17 protein-coding genes and 2 pseudogenes are annotated in these 19324 nt (G+C 64.1%); 11 read left to right on the top strand and 8 right to left on the bottom strand.

The annotated features are described in order from the left end of the window. Positions 1 to 88 precede the first annotated feature (88 nt). Positions 89 to 1225, bottom strand: a complete 1137-nt coding sequence (locus QYH69_RS34795) for an AI-2E family transporter (protein WP_308836193.1) — start codon at positions 1223 to 1225, stop codon at positions 89 to 91. Positions 1226 to 1457: 232 nt separating this feature from the next. On the opposite strand from QYH69_RS34795, the gene QYH69_RS34790 reads away from it, so the two are divergent. The 4 genes and pseudogenes from QYH69_RS34790 (at position 1458) to QYH69_RS34775 (ending at position 5654) form a co-directional block, all read left to right on the top strand. Then, positions 1458 to 2672, top strand: a complete 1215-nt coding sequence (locus QYH69_RS34790; RefSeq protein WP_308836192.1) for a DUF2863 family protein — start codon at positions 1458 to 1460, stop codon at positions 2670 to 2672. 223 nt (positions 2673 to 2895) lie between these two features. After that, a pseudogene (locus QYH69_RS34785) lies at positions 2896 to 3840 on the top strand (LuxR C-terminal-related transcriptional regulator); the annotation flags it as partial. 184 nt (positions 3841 to 4024) lie between these two features. Next, the gene (locus QYH69_RS34780; RefSeq protein WP_308836194.1) at positions 4025 to 4699 is read left to right on the top strand and encodes an energy-coupling factor ABC transporter permease; all 675 of its coding nucleotides are present in this window, start codon (positions 4025 to 4027) and stop codon (positions 4697 to 4699) included. A 211-nt stretch (positions 4700 to 4910) separates the two neighbouring features. Then, a complete protein-coding gene (locus QYH69_RS34775; protein WP_308836191.1) occupies positions 4911 to 5654 on the top strand; it encodes a BspC domain-containing protein in 744 nt (247 codons plus the stop codon). Positions 5655 to 5730: 76 nt separating this feature from the next. Here QYH69_RS34775 and QYH69_RS34770 read toward each other — a convergent pair whose 3' ends face one another. Further along, a complete protein-coding gene (locus tag QYH69_RS34770; RefSeq protein ID WP_308836190.1) occupies positions 5731 to 6894 on the bottom strand; it encodes a M14-type cytosolic carboxypeptidase in 1164 nt (387 codons plus the stop codon). Between the two features lie 57 nt (positions 6895 to 6951). Continuing rightward, the gene (gene yaaA, locus QYH69_RS34765) at positions 6952 to 7734 is read right to left on the bottom strand and encodes a peroxide stress protein YaaA (RefSeq protein WP_308836189.1); all 783 of its coding nucleotides are present in this window, start codon (positions 7732 to 7734) and stop codon (positions 6952 to 6954) included. Positions 7735 to 7800: 66 nt separating this feature from the next. On the opposite strand from yaaA, the gene QYH69_RS34760 reads away from it, so the two are divergent. Both QYH69_RS34760 and QYH69_RS34755 read left to right on the top strand, forming a co-directional pair. Then, a complete protein-coding gene (locus QYH69_RS34760) occupies positions 7801 to 8364 on the top strand; it encodes a putative toxin-antitoxin system toxin component, PIN family (RefSeq protein WP_308836188.1) in 564 nt (187 codons plus the stop codon). A gap of 68 nt (positions 8365 to 8432) precedes the next feature. Continuing rightward, positions 8433 to 9605, top strand: a complete 1173-nt coding sequence (locus tag QYH69_RS34755) for a pyridoxal phosphate-dependent aminotransferase (protein ID WP_308836187.1) — start codon at positions 8433 to 8435, stop codon at positions 9603 to 9605. A 71-nt stretch (positions 9606 to 9676) separates the two neighbouring features. On the opposite strand, the gene QYH69_RS34750 is transcribed toward QYH69_RS34755, so the two are convergent. Then, positions 9677 to 10342 carry a glutathione S-transferase gene (locus tag QYH69_RS34750; protein WP_308836186.1) on the bottom strand — a complete coding sequence of 222 codons (666 nt, stop codon included), beginning with the start codon at positions 10340 to 10342 and terminating at the stop codon, positions 9677 to 9679. Between the two features lie 237 nt (positions 10343 to 10579). Between QYH69_RS34750 and QYH69_RS34745 the strand changes: the two genes are divergently transcribed. From QYH69_RS34745 to QYH69_RS34725, 5 genes are read left to right on the top strand one after another with little or no spacing between them, the layout of a single operon-like run. Beyond that, positions 10580 to 12106 carry a 3-hydroxyacyl-CoA dehydrogenase gene (locus tag QYH69_RS34745; protein ID WP_374992561.1) on the top strand — a complete coding sequence of 509 codons (1527 nt, stop codon included), beginning with the start codon at positions 10580 to 10582 and terminating at the stop codon, positions 12104 to 12106. Then, on the top strand, positions 12103 to 12891 hold the full coding sequence (locus QYH69_RS34740) for an oxepin-CoA hydrolase, alternative type (RefSeq protein WP_308836184.1): 789 nt from the start codon (positions 12103 to 12105) through the stop codon (positions 12889 to 12891). The genes QYH69_RS34745 and QYH69_RS34740 overlap by 4 nt, the downstream gene beginning before the upstream one ends. Before the next feature lie 26 nt (positions 12892 to 12917). Further along, entirely contained in the window at positions 12918 to 13637 is a 720-nt protein-coding gene (locus QYH69_RS34735; protein WP_308836183.1) for a histidine phosphatase family protein, read from the top strand. Between the two features lie 41 nt (positions 13638 to 13678). Further along, positions 13679 to 14830 carry a phosphotransferase gene (locus QYH69_RS34730; protein WP_308836182.1) on the top strand — a complete coding sequence of 384 codons (1152 nt, stop codon included), beginning with the start codon at positions 13679 to 13681 and terminating at the stop codon, positions 14828 to 14830. 33 nt (positions 14831 to 14863) lie between these two features. Further along, positions 14864 to 16096, top strand: coding sequence for an acyl-CoA dehydrogenase family protein (locus QYH69_RS34725; RefSeq protein ID WP_308836181.1), 1233 nt, complete (start codon positions 14864 to 14866; stop codon positions 16094 to 16096). 21 nt (positions 16097 to 16117) lie between these two features. On the opposite strand, the gene QYH69_RS34720 is transcribed toward QYH69_RS34725, so the two are convergent. The 4 genes and pseudogenes from QYH69_RS34720 to QYH69_RS34705 form a co-directional block, all read right to left on the bottom strand. Continuing rightward, positions 16118 to 16576 carry a MaoC family dehydratase gene (locus QYH69_RS34720; protein WP_308836180.1) on the bottom strand — a complete coding sequence of 153 codons (459 nt, stop codon included), beginning with the start codon at positions 16574 to 16576 and terminating at the stop codon, positions 16118 to 16120. 42 nt (positions 16577 to 16618) lie between these two features. Then, on the bottom strand, positions 16619 to 17761 hold the full coding sequence (locus QYH69_RS34715; RefSeq protein WP_308836179.1) for an acyl-CoA dehydrogenase: 1143 nt from the start codon (positions 17759 to 17761) through the stop codon (positions 16619 to 16621). 10 nt (positions 17762 to 17771) lie between these two features. Further along, positions 17772 to 18968 carry an acyl-CoA dehydrogenase family protein gene (locus QYH69_RS34710; protein ID WP_308836178.1) on the bottom strand — a complete coding sequence of 399 codons (1197 nt, stop codon included), beginning with the start codon at positions 18966 to 18968 and terminating at the stop codon, positions 17772 to 17774. A gap of 64 nt (positions 18969 to 19032) precedes the next feature. Further along, positions 19033 to 19248 (bottom strand): annotated as a pseudogene (locus QYH69_RS34705) (DUF1178 family protein); the annotation flags it as partial. Positions 19249 to 19324: the final 76 nt, after the last annotated feature.

Below are 19324 nucleotides of genomic sequence, written 5' to 3'. Positions count from 1 at the left end.
AACTGCGCCTCACAAAGACGCTGTCCGAAGCGCGAAAGACGGCGATTCTAGCTACTCGCCACAGCACGCGCAAGTGGAAAAGCGTGCTTTATTTTTCGGGAGCCTTTTCGACCTCGCGGGAAGCGCCTTGCGCATCTGCCGCAACGACAGCCGATTCGCTCACGACAGCTCCCCGCGCGAGCGCCGAACCCACGGTCCAGTCGCGCAACACCGTATAGGCAACAGCCAGCAACGTCGGACCGATAAACACACCGAGAAAACCGAATGCAAACGCGCCGCCGAGAATCCCGAGCATCACGAGAATCAGCGGCATGTCGCTGCTCTTGCCGATCAGGATCGGCTTGACCACGTTATCGGACATGCCGACTACCACGACGCCCCAAATGATCAGGAAAATCGCCCACCCGGTCTCGCCGCCGTGATAAAGCCAGATCGCGGCCGGCAGCCAGACCACGACTGGGCCACCCGGTATCACCGACAGAAAGAACGTCGCGAGCCCAAGCAGCGCGGGCGCCGGAACGCCGGAGATCCAGCAGCCGAACCCCGCCAGCACTCCCTGCACAAGCGCGGTGCCGAGAATGCCGTAGACCACGCCCTTTACCGTGCTGCCCGCGAGCGCGAGCAGATAGTCGGCGCGCTCGCCGGCCACGCGCCGCATGCCGGCGTTGAGCCACGCAGCCGCGCCCTCGCCGCCGGTATAGAAAAAGAACGCGAGAATGATGCTGAGCGCGAGCAAGCCGAGACCATGCGTCACCGCGAGCGCAGCCGCGAGAATCCACTTGCCGGCCGGCGCGGCCAGCGTGCGCAATTGCGCGGCCATCTCGGAGCTGCTGCTCGTCACACGCTCCCAGAACGCTTCGATATTCGTGCCGACGAGCGGAATATGCGCGACCCACGGCGGCAGATCGGGCAGCCCTCCGTCGAAAACGCGCTGCACGAACGCCGTGATGTCGCGTGCATGCGCGCCGAATGCGAAGCCCGCATACACAAACGGGCCGAGCACGACGACCAGGATCATCAGCACCATCAGCGTCGCGGCCCACTTGCGCCGCCCGCCGAGCACCGCGGCCAGTCTGCAGTACAGCCCCCATGAGCTGAAGCTCAGAATCGCGCCCCACAGCAGCGCGGTTGTGAAAGGCGCGAGTACGAGCAGTGAGCCGCCGACCAGGATGATCAGCGCGAACACGGCCGCGAGTCGCTCGATAAGCTGGTCCGATTTCACCATGAGGCTCTCCCTATGCCAGAGCACGGCGACAGTCGTTGTTGCAACACAAAGCTCGCCCAGTCAGTATAGGAGAGCGTTACGGCACGCAATTTCGCGCGACGTTCCACCCTGCCGTCACCCTGAATCGACTGCTTCGCAATGCAGACCTCCAGCAGCCTTGTGTGCATCCCGGACATATCGCGCGATAGAAAGGACTAGAATATATGGTTCTCCGCACACAACCTTCGGATTTATGCGCTCGCGAATAGCCAAACGCCTCCCTCCCGATGCCGACAAGCTGGTCGGTCTGTCGCTTGCCCTATTCGCATCGGGCAGCCGCACTGAAGACCGTTTCTGGGAAGCGAAACTCGATGCCATGCTTGCGAAGATCGTTCGCAACGGCAATCAGACCACGCTCGACGCCGCTCTCGACCATCTGCAGCAGAATCACCCGGACGCATACGGCGCGCTCGCCGACATGGCCGAGACGCATAGCGAGTCGCTCGTCGTCGAGCACGAGGGCGCGACGTACGAGGCATTGCTGATCGCGGCGCCCGTACTCGCGTGGACCCGCTACGCGATCCCGTCTGGCACGTTGAAGGGCGATGCGTCCGACGCGTTGCGCGCGCACCTGCAGGCGCATGTGCTTGCGGCCGACACACGTGTGGCGATGGCGCCGTTTCTCTACAGCATCGACCAGTTGCCGCGCCATCACGTCGAAACATGGCGGCTCGCGCAGCAACTGACGCAGGCCGCGATGAGCGGCGGCAACGCGAAGATCAACTTCGGCGAGTTGCCGGAAACTTCGCCCATTCTCGCAGACCCGCGTTTTCTGCTCGCGGTGGTCGCCGCGCCGGTCGGCGCGCCGGTGTTCCGCTGGCAGGAGGAAGAGCACGGCACGCGCATCGAGCGCGGTCAGTGTCTCGAGCAATGGGCTGCTCAGGGCGGTGCGAACCTGTCGGTCGTGCTGCCGGGCTGCGAATTCGAATGCCTGCTGCCCGATGCGTACTACTCGGCATGCCGCGACGCAGACGAACGGGTACGCCCGCATACGGTTCGCACGGCGGTACGCTATCTCTTCGACACGATCGGCACGGCGCCGCAGGAACTGCGCGCCGTGGTCGCCGGCTTCGGCGAGCGGCGCATCGACGAATATCGGATCGGCTTCACGCGGCGCGGCAGCAACGACGTGATGTACGGCGTCGTATGGCCGCTTTATGGCCGCGAGAACGGCGATCCGGGCATCGATGAGGAACCGCAGGAGCCCGGTGCAGAAGAAGGCCCGCTCGAAGAAATCGTCGCGCTGCTGAAGGAAACGGGCATCACCGAAATTCGCCGCCATGCAGGGCGCTTCGAACCCGAATATTGCGACGACTGCGGCGTGCCGCTGTATGCCGATCCACTCGGCGAGATCGTTCATGCAGAAATGCCTGAAGACGCAGAGCCAGCGCAGCCGCATTTCCACTGACGGCTCACACTGTTCTTAAGAACACGTCTCCGAACTCGAAAAAGCCCCGCCCAGCCCGGGGCTTTTTCAATTTTTGTGCGCTGATCCTATGCCTATCGGACAGGCGGTCATCCGTTAAGGAATTTGTCATTATCGGATTGGTGGGTGACGCATCGCCGCGCAACAGTCTCTAACGTTTCGCGCGCATCGCGGCACCTCGATCGACACATCAGGAGGCATGGCAATGCGTTTCTCGCTTCTCAACTCAGACGCCGAACGGCGCGAAGGGCTCAAGGCACTGCTGCGGCAGATCGACCGGAAAGCGCGTTTCAACGAAGCTCAAGACTGGCGTCAGGCCGACCGCATCCTGCGGCGGCATCCGCCGGAACTGCTCGTCATCGACTGGCAGGACTGGATGACGATCAGGAATGCACGCGGGCTCTTTAGGGACCATCCGCACGTGCCGGTCGCCGTGCTCGTCGACGACACGTCGCCCGATTGCGTGCGCGGCCTCGTCGAAACAGGCGTGCTCGGCGTGATTCCACGCTCGACCGATCCGCGCCTCATCGTCCGGGCGCTCGAACTCGTGCTGCTCGGCGGCCACTACATCCCGCCCGGAGCGCTCGCCATCGTGTCGCCGGCTCTATCCTCGGTGCAAACGCCCCCGCCGGACCCTTCCGACGAAGTGGCGGCCGCCCTCGCCGAAGCCATGACGCCCTCGCTCTCCGACGACGTGCCGCGTCGGCTCGAGCTCGTCCCGGCGCCGGCGCGGCGCATACGCTTCGCGGGCGGTCTGTCGCCTCGACAGGAACAGATCATGCGTTGCGTGCACATGGGCAGCACGAACAAGATGATTGCCCGTGCGCTCGGCATCAGCGAGGGCACCGTGAAAATACATCTGGCCAGCATCTTCCAGCAGCTCGGCGCGCCGAATCGGGCGGCCGCGGTTGCGATCTACAACGGCTGGCTCAACGCGCAACTGGAGGTGCTGCGCACGAGCCAGGAGAGCGCGGAGCGACCCGTGCGCGGGCAGCCCGGCATCGTGCCGCTGCGCCGCCGCGCGCGCCGCAAATTCAAGTATCCGTTGCCTGCGAACGACACTGCGACACCATTGCCGATGGCAGCCGAAGCAACGGAGCCGTTCGTCGAGCCATCCGGTGCATCGTGCGATGATGCTGCATCGCCTCCGGAGCCCGCCGGAAGCACCGCTGCGGCACCGGAAACGGGCGTCCAGGCGGTCGGCGCAGACTGCGGCGACTCCGCCCCTCCTGCACCCGAATGCGCACCGGAAGGCGAAGCGACGGATGCGGCGCGGGACGACTGGCACGGAATCCGCTCACACGTTTCGCCGCCCAACGAGTAATATGAGACATATGGGTTTCCTCTATACTCCGCTTCCGCTATGGGTCGCTGTCGGTGGCTGGATCGCCGCTGCGGCGCTGCTCGCGCTCGCGTTGTCGAAGAACCCTTTCAAACGTCTTCAGGACTCGGTGCTCCAGCATGTGTGGCTCGCGATCATCGTCGCGGTGTCGGTGCTATGGGCAAGCAATGCATGGCTTGAGGATGGCACCGTGCTGCATCTGCTCGGTGCCACGCTCGTCGTCACGCTATTCGACTGGGCCCTTGCGCTGCTGGCCATGGCCGCCGTGGTCGGCCTCGCGGCGCTCGTGTTCGATGCGCCGTGGCAAGGCATCGCGCTCACGTTTCTGATTTTCGGCGCGCTGCCGGTCGGCGTGTCTGCGCTGTTGCAGCGCCTCGCCAAAGCGTGGCTGCCGCGCAGCCTCTTCATGTTCATCTTCGGTCAGGGCTTCGTGTCGCCGGCCATCGCGGTGACAGTCGCATCGGCTGCCGCACTGGCCACGCACATCGGTCTTTCCGACGGCTCGCCGAAGGTCATTCCGGCCGGCTACGCGTTCAGCGTATTCCTGCTCGCGTCAGGCGAGGCGTGGTTCACCGGCATGGCCACCGCATTGATCGCCGTCTATCGGCCCGCGTGGGTCACGACCTACGACGTGCGACGCTATCGTCTCGGCGGCCCGCGTACCTGAGGCCAGGCTCCCGCTACGTCGTCATCTCATCTGGGTCACGACGATGCAAATATTTGTGTCACGATTGAACTCGGTCCGGTATCTGCGCATCTTATTGGCCTGATGTCTTGAATCGTTCCGCAGTTTTTGTTCTCCAGTTTCTTGCTTCTGTTGCGTTCCGATCGCGCGTCTTACGCGACGTACGCGTGACGGACGCATCATTCACTACAAGATGGATCGCACCAACGTACCGCGCCGGTTGCTGCGGTTGGTCGGCCGGATCGCGGTATGCGTGATGGGCGTAGCGCTCGCCTCTCCCACGCTCGCATTGGCCGATCAGCTCGAGCAACACAATCAGCTCGTCAATCAGTTCGTCAACGACATGCATGCCGATCCGCTCGTCGCGGACTGCGCCGCGCACGGCAACTTCGTCGCGAGCACGTCGACCGCATTCGACCGCGTCGAATTCGCGCCTGCCGCATTCGACAACGTACATTCGTCGGTCACGCCGTGGAACGACTCGTTCGACGAGCGCAAACAGCGCGTGAAGGTCGATAGCATCGTCACCGTCGATGGCCTCGGCATTCGCACGAACGGCGGCGATCCCGAGGAACTGCATTTCCGCTGCGGCTATGTCGGCGCGCAAATGCTCGCGTTCTCATGGAACGACCCCGTACCGCCGTTGCGGCCAGCGGCGCGCAGCGAGGCAGCGCCGGGCGCGGCCAGCGCGCATGGCAGTCAGGTGGCACGCGGCCACGGATCATCGACGAAAAAATCCACGGGGAAAGCGTCGAAGAAAGGCTCGACGAAGAACGGCGTGAAACCCACGGCAAAGTCCGGCTCGGCGAAATCCGGTACGACGAAGTCCAGCGCGAAGTCAGGCGCGAAATCCACCGCGAAAGCAACAAGCAAAACGCAGGCGACAAAGTCGACCGCGACGCACAAAACGACGTCAGCGGCAAAGAAGAAGCATTGATCGCACGCGCGGCCCCCGAGATCAGCGGCTGGATCGGCGCGCTGATCCACCCTTTGCCGGCCGCGGCAATGCGTTCCTACGCAAACGCCTCCACATGCCGCAAAATCGCGTGCAGCATCGCCGCGCCAAGCGCCGCGCTGCGCTCGCCGTTCCAGCCAACGCGTTCATCGGGCAAATTCGCGTTGTCCTTGAATGGCATCTCGAGCGTCAGTGACAGACACCCGAACTCGTTGCCGATAAACTTCGACGCGAGCCGCAGCGCATCCTGCCGGTATTTGCTCGCCTCGTAGCCGTACTTGTCCTGAAAGTCGGGACTCGCCTGCTTGAACGCCTCGATAAACGCGGTCTGCTCGCGCGCCTGGCGCTCGGTGAAGCCCGGCAACATCTCCGAGCCCGCGACGAACACATACGGCAGCACTTCGTCGCCGTGAACGTCGAAGAACAGATCGCAGCCGGTCGCGCGAATCGCATCGCGCACGGCCAGCACTTCGGGGCTACGCGCCGCATCGGGATCCAACCACTCGCGGTTCAGGTTCGCGCCGGCCGCATTGGTGCGCAGGTTGCCGTGCACGCTGCCGTCGGGGTTCATATTCGGCACGATGTAGAACACTGCGTGGTCGTAGAGCTTGCGCGCGACCGGATCGCCGGCCCAATCACCCCAGCCCGCGAGCCGTTTGACGAGCCCTTCGACGAACCATTCGGCCATCGTTTCGCCCGGATGCTGACGCGCGATGATCCAGATCCGTTTCTTCCTGACACCCGCCGCATCGTCGGCTTCGGGCGTCCCCAGCACCAGCATCGAAACCGGCCGCCCCTCGACGCTCCTGCCAGGCTCGGTCAGCGTCGCATGCGGCATCTGCTGGACCGCGCCGAGAAATTCCGCATGCCGCTCCTCGCTGTACGGCTCGAAATACGCGTAGTAGATGCGGTCGAATTCAGGCGTGTGATCGATCGTCAGCACGCGGCCGTCATAGGTGGTCGGCACGCGAAACCAGTTCACGCGATCGTAGCTGGCCATCGCGTGATAGTTGCGCCAGCCGTCGGCGAATGCGCAGTCGCCGGCGTTTTCGAACTTCATCACGCAGCGCTCGCCGCGCGCGCCCGACAGGCGGAAGTAGAACCATTGCGCGAATTCCGCGTGGCTGTCGTGACGCACGCGCAGACGAATGTCATCGGCGTGCTCGCATGACAGCACCTCGATTGCGCCGGCGTCGAAGTTGCTCGTGATCGAAAGCGTCATCGTGTATTCCCGCTTGTTGGCATTGCTGCTGTTGACCTGCTCACGACGTGCGGCCCGTCAGCTTGCGACGCGCCTGCGAAAAACATAGGTGGCATCGTTCGACGCTTTGGCATCGAACGCGTAGCCTTCTGAATCGAAGTCCTTGAGCCCCTCGGGCGCGGCGATCCGCTGTTCGACGGCAAAGCGCGCCATCAGTCCGCGCGCACGCTTTGCGTGAAAGCTGATCACCTTGTATTGGCCGCCCTTCCAGTCTTCGAACACTGTCGTGACGACCGGCGCATCGAGCAGCTTCGGCTTGACCGACCTGAAATATTCGTTCGATGCGCAATTGATCAGCACGCGCGACGCACCCTTGATGCGCTTCAGTTGTGCGTTCAATGCATGCGTGATGCGCTCGCCCCAGAACGCATAGAGATCTTTCCCGCGTGCGTTCGCGAATTGCGTGCCCATTTCGAGCCGGTACGGTTGCAGCAGGTCGAGCGGACGCAACAGCCCATAGAGACCAGACAGCACGCGCACATGATTCTGCGCATAGTCGAGGTCGGAGGCCGACAGCGTGCGCGCGTCGAAGCCTTCGTAGACGTCGCCATTGAACGCGAGCACGGCCTGCTTCGCGTTGTGCTTGCCGAAGTGCGGCGACCAGTCGGCGTAACGCTGGAAATTCAGTTGCGCGAGCGGATCGGAAATGTCCATCAGCGACGCGATCTGCTGCGGTGACAGCCGGCGCAAACCGCCGATCAGTTCGGCGGCATCGTCGACGAAATCGGGAATCGTGTGCTTGCTGACGTGCGGCGGGGTTTCGTAGTCGAGCGATTTCGCCGGCGACAGAACGATTATCATAGAGGCTTTCAGGCACGCCGTGCCTGTCGGTCAAAGACGAAAGCCCGATTGTAGCGAATGTAACGCATGCCCGGTTCCCTTGCCCCGCGCCCTGTGCCAGTTGCGCCCGTCGCGCCTGTTGCGCCTGTTGCGCCCGCTGTGCCCGACACTGCGCCACGCATCGTGCTCGATTCGAACGTGTGGATCGACATCCTCGTGTTCGACGATCCGCACACGCGCCCGATCCGTGCCGCGCTCGAACGCAGCGCGCTGTACGCGCTGATCGACGCGCGCTGCCTCGGCGAACTGGCCTACGTGCTCGACTACCCGCAGTTTGCGAAGCGCGCCGTCGATAAACAGGCCGCGCTCGACACGCTGGCCCGTTTGACTCGACCTGTCGAGCCGCCCGCGCCCGACGAGGTCGCCAACGGCGCCGCCGCCATCAAGCCGTTGCCGCAATGCAAGGACCGCGACGACCAGAAGTTCGTCGAACTCGCGTACCGCGGCCGCGCACAGTGGCTCGTATCGAAAGACCGCGCGGTGCTGAAGCTCGCGCGCCGCGTCGAACGCGACTTCGGTTTCAGGATTGCGCAGCCGGCCCGGTTCGTCGAAGCGTGCCGGCTGCACGACGAAGCGTCCGCGCCCGCATAACGATCAATCCGGCCACATACCGACGCCCGCCTCTCAACCCTAATGCCCCACGCCTTCCGGACCGCGCCATGAATGCACCGAACGACACGCCCGTCACGCCTTCGTTTCCGTCCCGCCTGCCGAACGTCGGCACGACCATCTTCACGGTAATGAGCGCGCTCGCGGTCGAAAAGAACGCGGTCAATCTCGGGCAGGGATTTCCGGACTTCGAATGCGACCCGCGCATTGTCGACGCGGTAACGGACGCGATGCGCACAGGCCATAACCAGTACCCGCCGATGGCCGGCATCGCGCCGCTGCGCGAAGCGATCGCGGAGAAAATCGCAAACCTGTATGGCCGCCGCTACGATGCGGCGAGCGAGATCACGGTAACGGCCGGCGCAACGCAGGCGCTCCTGACCGCGATTCTCTGCGCCGTGCATCCGGGCGACGAGGTGGTCGTGATCGAGCCGACCTACGACAGCTACCTGCCGTCGATCGAACTCGCAGGCGGCAAACCGGTATTCGTCACGCTCGAAGCGCCCGACTACGCGATTCCGTTCGACAGGCTCGCCGCTGCGATAACGCCGAAGACGCGGCTTATTCTGATCAACACGCCGCACAATCCGACCGGCACCGTCTGGCGCGCAGACGACATGCGCAAGCTCGAAGCGATCGTGCGCGGCACCAACGTGTTGATCGTCTCCGACGAAGTGTACGAGCACATGGTCTACGACGGCGCGCCGCATGAGAGCGTCGCGCGCTATCCGGAGCTCGCCCAGCGCAGCTTCGTCGTATCGAGCTTCGGCAAGACCTATCACGTGACAGGCTGGAAGGTCGGTTATGTCGCGGCGCCGGCCGCGCTCATGGCCGAGTTCCGCAAGGTCCATCAGTTCAACGTGTTTACCGTCAACACGCCGATGCAGCTGGGCCTTGCGCATTACATGCAGGACCCGGCGCCTTATCTGAATCTGGCCGCGTTCTATCAGCACAAGCGCGACTACTTCCGCGCAGGCCTCGCGAATTCGCGCTTCCGCCTGCTGCCGTGCACGGGCACGTATTTCCAGTGCGTCGATTATTCGGCGATCAGCGATCTGCCCGAGGCCGACTTCGCGCAATGGCTCACGCGGGAGATCGGTGTCGCCGCGATTCCGGTTTCGGCGTTCTATCACGAGCCGCACGAATCGGGCGTCGTGCGCTTCTGCTTCGCCAAGAAGGAAGAGACGCTCGCCACGGCGCTCGACCGTCTCGCGCGGCTCTGATACGGCAAAACGCAAATCGGGGCGATGACGCGCGGTATCGGAAATAGCCAGCGGAATCGCGCGACGCGCGCCTACGATTCACGTCTTGCGCGCCGCTTCCCCGCAGTTTCCATGTACGCCTTGCGATCGGCCGTCACACGCTGCGCGGCCGGACGCACACTGATCGCGTTCCAATAGCTTTTCCAGTCGATACCCGCCTCGACGAGAAAGTCGCGTCCATACACCTGCTGCGTTGCAAGACCGACGAGCGGCAAATGCACGAAACCGCTGAAATCCGCAACGCTGAATCGATCGCCGCGCAGATACGGTCCGAACTGCGCGAGACGCCTGAAGCCGCCGATATACCGCGTCAGCAGCTTTTCGACGCGCCCTTTCGTCGCATCGGTCACCGTGCCGCCGAAAAACGCCTGCTTGTACAGATTGCGCGCGGTCAGTTCGAGATGCACGTCGACGAATAGCATCATTTCGCGCTCCTTGGCGGCTTGCCAAGGGTCACTCGAGAAAATCGCCTTCTCCGGATAGCACGCTGCAAGGTACTCGATAATCGCCTGCGATTCGCAGAGGCTGCCGTGCTCGGTCTTCAGGAACGGCACCTTGCCGAGCGGCGAATGCGCGAGCACCGCATCGTCCTGGCTCGCCTGCACGGTCTCTTCGACAAAAGGGATCTCGTGTTCGAGCAGCGCAAATTTGACTTTGTTGTAATAGTTGGACAGCGAGAAGCCGCATAGACTGATCATTCGATGTCTCCCTTTATCGTCATCGATCGTCGGGCAACGATACTGCCCGCATTGCCATGTCCCCGGCGTCGTCATGCCCGAAACCGCCATAGCCGGTACGGCCCGTGCTATTTTAGGATAACCATGGAGACAAACGACGCAATGACTCCCCTCTCTCCCGGGAACGCTCGCGACAGTCACGCAGGCACGCGCGGGACGCGCGGCATCGAGACCATCGGCATCGTCGGCACCGGCGCAATGGGACGCGGCATCGCGCAGATCGCGGCGCTCGCCGGACTCAACGTGCGGCTGTTCGATACGAACGCGTCTGCCGTGACGGCCGCGCGCGACTATCTCGCCAATACATTCGCGAAACTCATCGCGAAAGGCAAGCTCGACGACATCGCCGCACGCGCTGCGCTCGCGAACGTATCCGGTGCGCAAGCGCTCGCTGAATTCGCCGATTGCGATCTCGTCATCGAAGCCATCGTCGAAAAGCTCGACGCGAAGCGCGCGCTGTTTCGCGAGCTCGAATCGATCGTGAGCGGCCGCTGCGTGCTCGCGTCGAATACGTCGTCGCTGTCGATTACCGCGATCGCCGCAGGCTGCAGCGATCCGTCGCGCGTGGCCGGCTATCACTTCTTCAATCCGGTGCCGCTGATGAAGGTCGTCGAGGTGGTCGACGGACTGCGCAGCGATCGGGCCGTCGGCGACGCATTGATGGATCTCGCGCGGCGCATGGGCCACACGCCGGTGCGCGCGAAGGATATGCCGGGCTTCATCGTCAATCATGCGGGGCGCGGCATGAATACCGAAGGCTTGCGCATCGCCGACGAAGGCGTCGCGAGCTTCGTCGATGTCGATCGCATCATGCGCGAGCAGGCCGGTTTCCGGCTCGGGCCGTTCGAGCTGCTCGACCTGACCGCGCTCGACGTGTCGCATCCGGTCATGGAATCGATCTATCACCAGTTCTACGAAGAGCCGCGCTTTACACCGTCGCCGATTACGGCAAACCGGCTCGCGGGCGGATTGCTCGGACGCAAAGCGGGCGAAGGCTTTTATCGTTATGTCGACGGCCAGCAGCAAGCGCCGCAGGAGCCCGCTGCACCGGCCGCCGCTTTGCCGCAGCGCGTCTGGATCAGCAAGCGGCACGCGCAGGCGCACGACGCGGTGCAGGCGCTCGTCGAGCAAGCGGGCGTTGCGCTCGACACGGGCGCCACACCTGGCGCCGGCTCGCTGATCGTCGTCACACCGTTCGGGCTCGATGCGACGACGGCCGCGCTCGACGAACAACTCGACGCGACACGCGTCGTCGCTATCGATGCGCTGTTCCCGCTGTTTCCGTCGGCCGATGCAGCGCGCCGCACGCTGATGACCACGCCCGCAACGACGCGCGCCGCACGCGACAGCGCGCACGCGCTGTTTGCCGCCGACGGCGTGCCCGTGACCGTGATCCGCGATTCGGCGGGCTTCGTCGCGCAACGCGTCGTCGCAATGATCGTCAATATCGGCTGCGACATCGCGCAACGGCAGATCGCGACGCCACAGGACATCGATCTCGCCGTCACGCTCGGGCTCGGCTATCCGCACGGGCCGCTCGCGCTCGGCGATGCGCTCGGCGCGCCAACCATCCTGACGATTTTGCGCAATATGCACAATGTGCTCGGCGACCCGCGCTACCGCCCGTCGCCATGGCTCGCGCGCCGCGCACAACTGGGCCTGTCGCTGACGCAAGCGGACGCGGCCGATACCGAAACGCCGAACTCCAGGGAGCCACTGCAATGACCGCCGAACTGCTTGCCGCGCGCCCCGCCGAAAGCGAGACGACGCTCGTGCTGACGTTGTCGAATCCAGGTGCGCGCAACGCGCTGCATCCGGATATGTACGCGGCCGGCATCGAAGCAATCGAAACCGCCGAACGCGACGCGTCGGTACGCGCGATCGTGCTGACCGGCGCCGATCAGTTCTTCTGCGCGGGCGGCAATCTGAACCGGCTGCTCGAAAACCGCGCGAAAGATCCTTCGGTGCAGGCGCGCAATATCGACCTGCTGGGCGAGTGGATCGCGACACTGCAGGCGTCGACGAAGCCGGTCATCGCCGCGGTCGAAGGCGCGGCGGCCGGCGCCGGTTTCTCGCTTGCGCTCGCATGCGACCTGATCATCGCCGCCGACGATGCGAAATTCGCGATGTCGTATGCACGCGTGGGCCTGACGCCCGACGGCGGCGGCTCGTGGTTTCTCGCGCGCGCATTGCCGCGCCAGATCGCGACCGAAGTGCTGCTCGAGAGCAAGCCGATCGGCGCGGCGCGTCTGTACGAACTGGGCGTGGTGAACCGGCTCGCGAAACCTGGCACGGTGCGCGACGCGGCGCTCGCATGGGCCGACGATCTCGGCAAGCTGTCGCCGAATGCGGTCACGCGCATCAAGGCGCTGATCGGCGCGGCCGGCTCGCAACCGCTCGACGCGCATCTCGCTGCGGAACGCGACAACTTCGTGGCGTCGCTCCATCACCGCGATGCACTCGAAGGCATCAGCGCGTTCCTCGAGAAACGCACGCCCATCTACAAATAATCGCGGCAGACTTTCGCGCTCACACCATGCCTCAATATCAATTACCGAAGCGCCGCCGGATTTATCTGATGCGGCATGGCGACGTCACCTACTTCGACGCCTCGGGCCGCATGATCGACCCGGACACGGTGCCGCTCAACGCGAACGGCCGCGAGCAGGCGAGCGCCGCGGGCCGTGCCTTCGCCGAACAGCAGATCCGCTTCGATCGCGTGATTGCAAGCGGCTTGCCGCGCACCGTCGAAACGGCGCAGCGCGTGCTCGACGAGACACGCCAACAGATCGACGTCGAGATCGAGCCCGCATGGCTCGAAATCCGTGGCGGCAAACTCGGCGGTATTCCGGACACCGACATCGAAGCCGCGTTTCTCGGCATATTCGATGGAATCGTCCCCGAGCACACGCAGTTTCTCGGCGGCGAAACCATCGGCGCACTGTTCGATCGGGTCCTGCCCGCGCTCGGCGCGCTACGCGAAGATACGACATGGGATTGCGTGCTGCTCGTGCTGCACGGCGGCGTGAACCGCGCGATCCTGTCGCACGCGCTTTCTGCCGGCGGCCGCACGTTTTACGGGCATATCTCGCAGGCGACCGGCTGCATCAATGCACTCGACGTCGGCGACGCGCCGCGCGACTGGGTGCTGCGTCTGATCAATCACTCGCCGCCGTCGCCGCTGCATCGCGACATCCGTAATACGACGATGGAAATGTTGTACGCGAAGTTCAGTCAATATAAGAAGCAGAGTTAGCGCATCCGACTGAGACGCCAACCAGGCGTTAGGAGGAGACAATGCCGCAAACGAGGCCCGATGCGACGTCCGCTGCGACGTCCGCTGCGACGTCCGATACGACGCCCAATAAGGCGCCCGCCAGCACCGACTATTCCGCGTTCATCGGCACGCGCCCCGTGGCGGACCACCAGCGCGTCGACACCGACTCGCTCGCCGCCTGGCTTGCCGCGCATGTCGACGGATTCAAAGGCCCGCTCACGCTCGAGCAGTTCGCCGGCGGGCAATCGAATCCTACGTTCAAGCTGAACACCCCGTCGCGAGCGTATGTGCTGCGCGCAAAACCGGGGCCGGCGGCGAAGCTGCTGCCGTCGGCCCATGCGATCGAGCGCGAATACCGCGTCATGCATGCGCTGCGCGACAGCGGTGTGCCGGTCGCGCACATGCTCGCGCTGTGCGAAGACGAAAGCGTGATCGGCCGCGCGTTCTATGTGATGCAGCACGTCGAGGGCCGCGTGCTGTGGGACCCCTCGCTGCCGGGCATGACCGCTGAACAGCGCGCCGCGATCTACGACGAGATGAACCGCGTGATCGCGGCGCTCCATCGCGTCGATCCCGCCGCCATCGGCCTGACCGGCTACGGCAAACCGGGCAACTATTTCACGCGGCAAATCGGCCGCTGGAGCAAGCAATACGCCGCGTCCGAAACCGAGCCGATCGACGCGATGCAACGGCTGATCGACTGGCTGCCGCAGCATATTCCGAACGAAACCGAGTCGCGCGTCTCGATCGTGCACGGCGATTACCGGCTCGACAATCTGATCTTCGATCCGCGGGAACCGCGCGTGCTAACGATACTCGATTGGGAACTGTCGACGCTAGGCGATCCGCTCGCCGACTTCGCGTATCACTGCATGGCGTGGCACGTCGATCCCGCGCAGTTTCGCGGCATCGCCGGCCTCGACTGGCCGGCGCTCGGCATTCCCGACGAAGCCGCATATGTGGAGCGCTATTGCGCGCGCACGGGCCTCGAGATTCGCGGCGACTGGAATTTCTACCTTGCGTACAACATGTTCCGTATTGCGGCGATTCTGCAGGGAATCATGAAACGCGTCGTCGACGGCACCGCGGCCAGCGCGCAGGCGCTCGATGCGGGCCGCCGCGCGCGGCCGATGGCGGAGCTCGCATGGCGGTACGCGCAGAAAGCGCGCTAATTGTGCAATCGATGTGCAACTGAAGAGGCAAGAATGAATTTCGACTACACCCCGAAAGTGCAGGCGCTGTGCGAAAAACTGTGCGCTTTCTTCGACGAGCATATCTATCCGAACGAGCGCGCATTCGCCGCCGAAATCGCGCTGAACCGCCAGAACGGCAATGCGTGGGTACCGACCGAACTGATCGAAACACTGAAGCAGCGTGCGCGCGACGCGGGCCTGTGGAACCTCTTTTTGCCCGATTCGCAGCGCGGCGCCGGACTGACCAATCTCGAGTACGCGCCGCTCTGCGAGATCATGGGCCGCGTGCCGTGGGCACCCGAGGTGTTCAATTGCAGCGCGCCCGATACAGGCAATATGGAAACGCTCGAGCGCTACGGCAGCGAAGAGAACAAGCGCGAATGGCTCGAGCCGCTGTTGCAAGGACAGATCCGTTCGGCGTTTCTGATGACGGAGCCGGAAGTCGCGTCGTCGGATGCAACGAATATTCAGACGCGTATCACGCCCGAGGGCGACAGCTACGTGATCAACGGGCATAAATGGTGGTCATCGGGTGCGGGCGACCCGCGCTGCAAGCTCTTCATCGTGATGGGCAAAACCGACCCCGATGCGCCGCGCCATCAGCAGCAGTCGATGATCCTCGTCCCGTCGGACGCGACCGGCATTACCGTGCATCGGCCGCTCACGGTGTTCGGCTACGACGATGCGCCGCACGGCCATATGGAGATTACGCTCGACAACGTGCGCGTGCCGGCGTCGAATCTGCTGCTCGGCGTCGGACGCGGTTTCGAAATCGCGCAGGGGCGGCTCGGGCCGGGCCGCATTCACCACTGCATGCGGCTGATCGGTCTTGCCGAGCGCGCGCTCGAACTGATGTCGAAGCGTGCGCTGCAGCGCGTCGCGTTCGGCAAGCCGATCGCCGCGCAGACCGTCACGCAGGAGCGCATTGCCGAGGCGCGTTGCATGATCGAGCAGGCGCGTCTGCTGACGCTGAAAACCGCCTACATGATGGACACGGTCGGCAACAAAGGCGCACGCGGCGAGATCGCGATGATCAAGGTCGTCGCACCGAATATGGCGTGCCAGGTGATCGACTGGGCGATTCAGGCGCACGGCGGGGCTGGCATGAGCGATGACTTTCCGCTCGCTTATGCCTATACGACGGCACGCTGGCTGCGGTTCGCCGATGGTCCCGACGAAGTGCATCGCAATGCGATCGCGAAGCTTGAACTGGCGAAGTACGCGGATGCGGGTTCGAACCGATAAGCGCGGTATCCACGTCGGCCGTCACCCGGGCGCGCCCGGATGCCGCAAGCCGTAGATCACTTTGGCGCGCACCGTGATCACCGTCTCGCCATGCTGATTGACGCCCTCCCACTGCGTCGTCACGATGCCCCGGTCAGGCTTGCTCGACGACACGCGCTTGTCGAGCACCGTCGACGTCATGCGGATCGTGTCGCCGACGCGCACGGGCTTGAGCCAGCGGATATCGTCGATGCCGGGCGAGCCCATCGACGTCGAGCCCGCTGTCGAATGACGCACGAGCAGACCCATCATCACCGAACACGTGTGCCAGCCGCTTGCGATCAGCGCGCCGAACGGCGACGCGGCCGCCGCTGCTTCGTCGACGTGAAACGGCTGCGGATCGAACTGCTGCGCGAACGCGACGATCTCGTCGCGCGTGAACGTGTGCTCGCCGATCTCGTATGTCCTGTTCACTTCGAAGTCTTCATAGCTGAGCCCCATGTCTGCCCCTTGCGTCGGTGAATTGGAACTGGACCACGGCCGTCAATCGATGGCGTCGGCGGCCGCGAAACCCGGTAGCGCGGCGAAGCGCGCGAGATGGTGATCGACATCGCCAAGCGTCGTTTCGATGATCGAAAGCCGCTTGAACAGATGCGCCGCCATCACCTCGTTCGTCATGCCCATGCCGCCGTGCAACTGGATCGCCTGCTGACCGACGAAGCGTGCCGCCTGCCCGATGCGCGCCTTAGCCGCCGACACCGCGCGGCGCCGCTCGTCGTCAGCGGCGCTCGTTGCATAGCGGATTGCCGCCACGTACGTGAGCGAGCGCGCCTGTTCGGTGTGAATCATCATATCGACCATCCGATGCTGCAGCGCCTGGAAACGCGCAATCGGTGCGCCGAACTGTTCGCGGGTTTTCGTGTATTCGACTGTCGCCCGGTTCAGCGCGTCGAGTGCGCCGAGCGCTTCAGCGCATAGCAGCACCGTAGCGTAGTCGGCGATGCGCTCGAGCGTGGCCGCGCCGGCTCGCGTATCGCCAAGGCTCAGTGGCCGCGCAGGCGTTTGGGCGAACCTTAGCGTTGCGGCGCGCTGGCCGTCGATGGTCCGATAGTCGGTGACGTCGACACCCGCGGCACCGCGCGCAACGACGAACAACGCGATCTCGCCGGCATCGACGCGCGCGGGCACGATCCAGAAGTCGGCCTGTGCACCTTGCTGAACGACGGACTTCGTGCCGTCGAGCATGTATCGATGATCGTGCCGCGCGGCCTTCGTCCCGACTGCAAACAGGTCATAGCGCGCGCCCGGCTCGTGAAACGCGACGGCAAGTTTGAGTTCGCCTCGTGCGACCTTGTCGAGCAGTGCGTGGTCGGCTTCGTCGCCGCCCGCAAGCCGCAGCGCCTCGACGCCCGTTACGGTCGCCCAGTACGGCTCGACGGCGAGCGCGCGCCCCAGCTCCTGCATCACGACCAGCATATCGATCGCATTGCCGCTAAACCCGCCGTGCGCTTCGGGTACCGGCAACGCGCTCAGACCGAGTTCGGCGAATGCGGCCCACTGCGTATCCGACACGCCCGCCGCCGACGCGATGATCGCGCGGCGCGCCTCGAATCCATATTCCTTTTCCAGATACCGGCGCAGCGCGTTCGCCAGTTGCTGCTGTTCGTCGTTGAACGTGAAGTCCATGCGCCGCTCCTCAAAGTCCGAGCATCATCTGCGCGATGATGTTCTTCTGGATTTCGTTCGAGCCGCCGTAAATCGACGTCTTGCGGAAGTTGAAGTAGTACGCGGCAAGCGGCGCCGCATCGTCGTCGCCGGCTATGCTGTGTGCGCGCTCGCCTTCGAGGAACGGCACGTCGAACGGCGCGGCCAGCGGTCCGATTGCTTCGACCATGAGTTCGGTCAGCGCCTGCTGAATTTCCGTGCCCTTGATTTTCAGCAGCGACGCCTCCGGTCCCGGCCCGCGCCCCTGCGTTTCGTTTGCGACGACGCGCAGCACCGTGACCTCGAGCGCCATCAGATCGATCTCGACGCTCGCGACCTTCGCGGCGAACACGGGATCATGCAGCAGCGGCTTGCCGTTTTTGTGCTGCGCGAGCGCGAGCCGCTTCAGGAATACCAGCTCGCGCTTCGAACTGGCGACGCGCGCGATGCCGGTGCGCTCGTGGCCCAGCAGATACTTCGCGTAAGTCCACCCGCGATTTTCTTCGCCGACGAGATTCTCGAGCGGCACCTCGACGTCTTCGAAAAAGACTTCGTTGACTTCGTGATCTTCGTCGAGCGTGATGATCGGCCGCACCGTAATACCGGGGCTCTTCATGTCGATCAGCAGGAACGAGATGCCCTCCTGCTTCTTCGCATCGCCATCGGTGCGCACGAGGCAGAACATCATGTCCGCATGCTGGCCCAGCGTGGTCCACGTTTTCTGGCCGTTCACCACGTAGCGGTCGCCGCTGCGCTCGGCACGCGTGCGCAGCGACGCGAGATCCGAACCGGCGCCCGGCTCGGAATAGCCCTGGCACCACCAGTCGGTGCCGTCGAGAATGCGCGGAAGATAGTGCTGCTTCTGGGCATCGCTGCCGTATTTCATCAGCACCGGCGCGACCATCGATACGCCGAACGGCAGCACGAGCGGCGCGCCGATGCGCGCGCATTCCTCATCCCAGATATGGCGCTGGATCGCGTTCCAGCCAGGGCCGCCGTACCCGGCCGGCCACGCGGGCGCGGACCAGCCGCGCGCTCCGGTCAGCCTGTGCCAGCTCACGTAGTCGTCGCGATTCAGACGTTTGTGCTGCAGAACCTTATCGGAGAGCGCGCGCGGCAGATTCGCCGCGAGCCATGCGCGAATCGCGGCGCGAAATTCGTTTTCGGCGGGCGTGTAGTTCAGATCCATACGCGGATTCTCCCTGCCGCGGCCCCTTCACGTTGAGTGCCTCGCCGCCGGGACACCGCGCACGTTATTGCAGCGGTTCTTTCAGCGCGGCAGGAATCGGCAGCGGCATCACGTCGATGCCTTCTTCGACCAGAGCTTTTGCATCTTCGGGTGTCGTGACACCGCGAATATTGCGTGCGGGCGCTTCGTTATAGTGAATGCGCCGCGCTTCTTCGGCGAAGCGGTCGCCCACGTTCTCAGTCTTTTCCAGCACCTCGCGCAACGCCCGCATCGCCCGCGCCTAAGTCGGATCGTAGCCATGTCGTTCTGTGAGCCAAGGAGTTGGTAGAATGTTTTGTCTTCCTAAGACCGCTTGG

The organism is Paraburkholderia sp. SARCC-3016 (genome assembly GCF_031119615.1).
Classification (GTDB): domain Bacteria; phylum Pseudomonadota; class Gammaproteobacteria; order Burkholderiales; family Burkholderiaceae; genus Paraburkholderia.
Note: the sequence above shows the minus strand (reverse complement) of the source record. Positions and strands in the feature narration are given on the sequence as shown.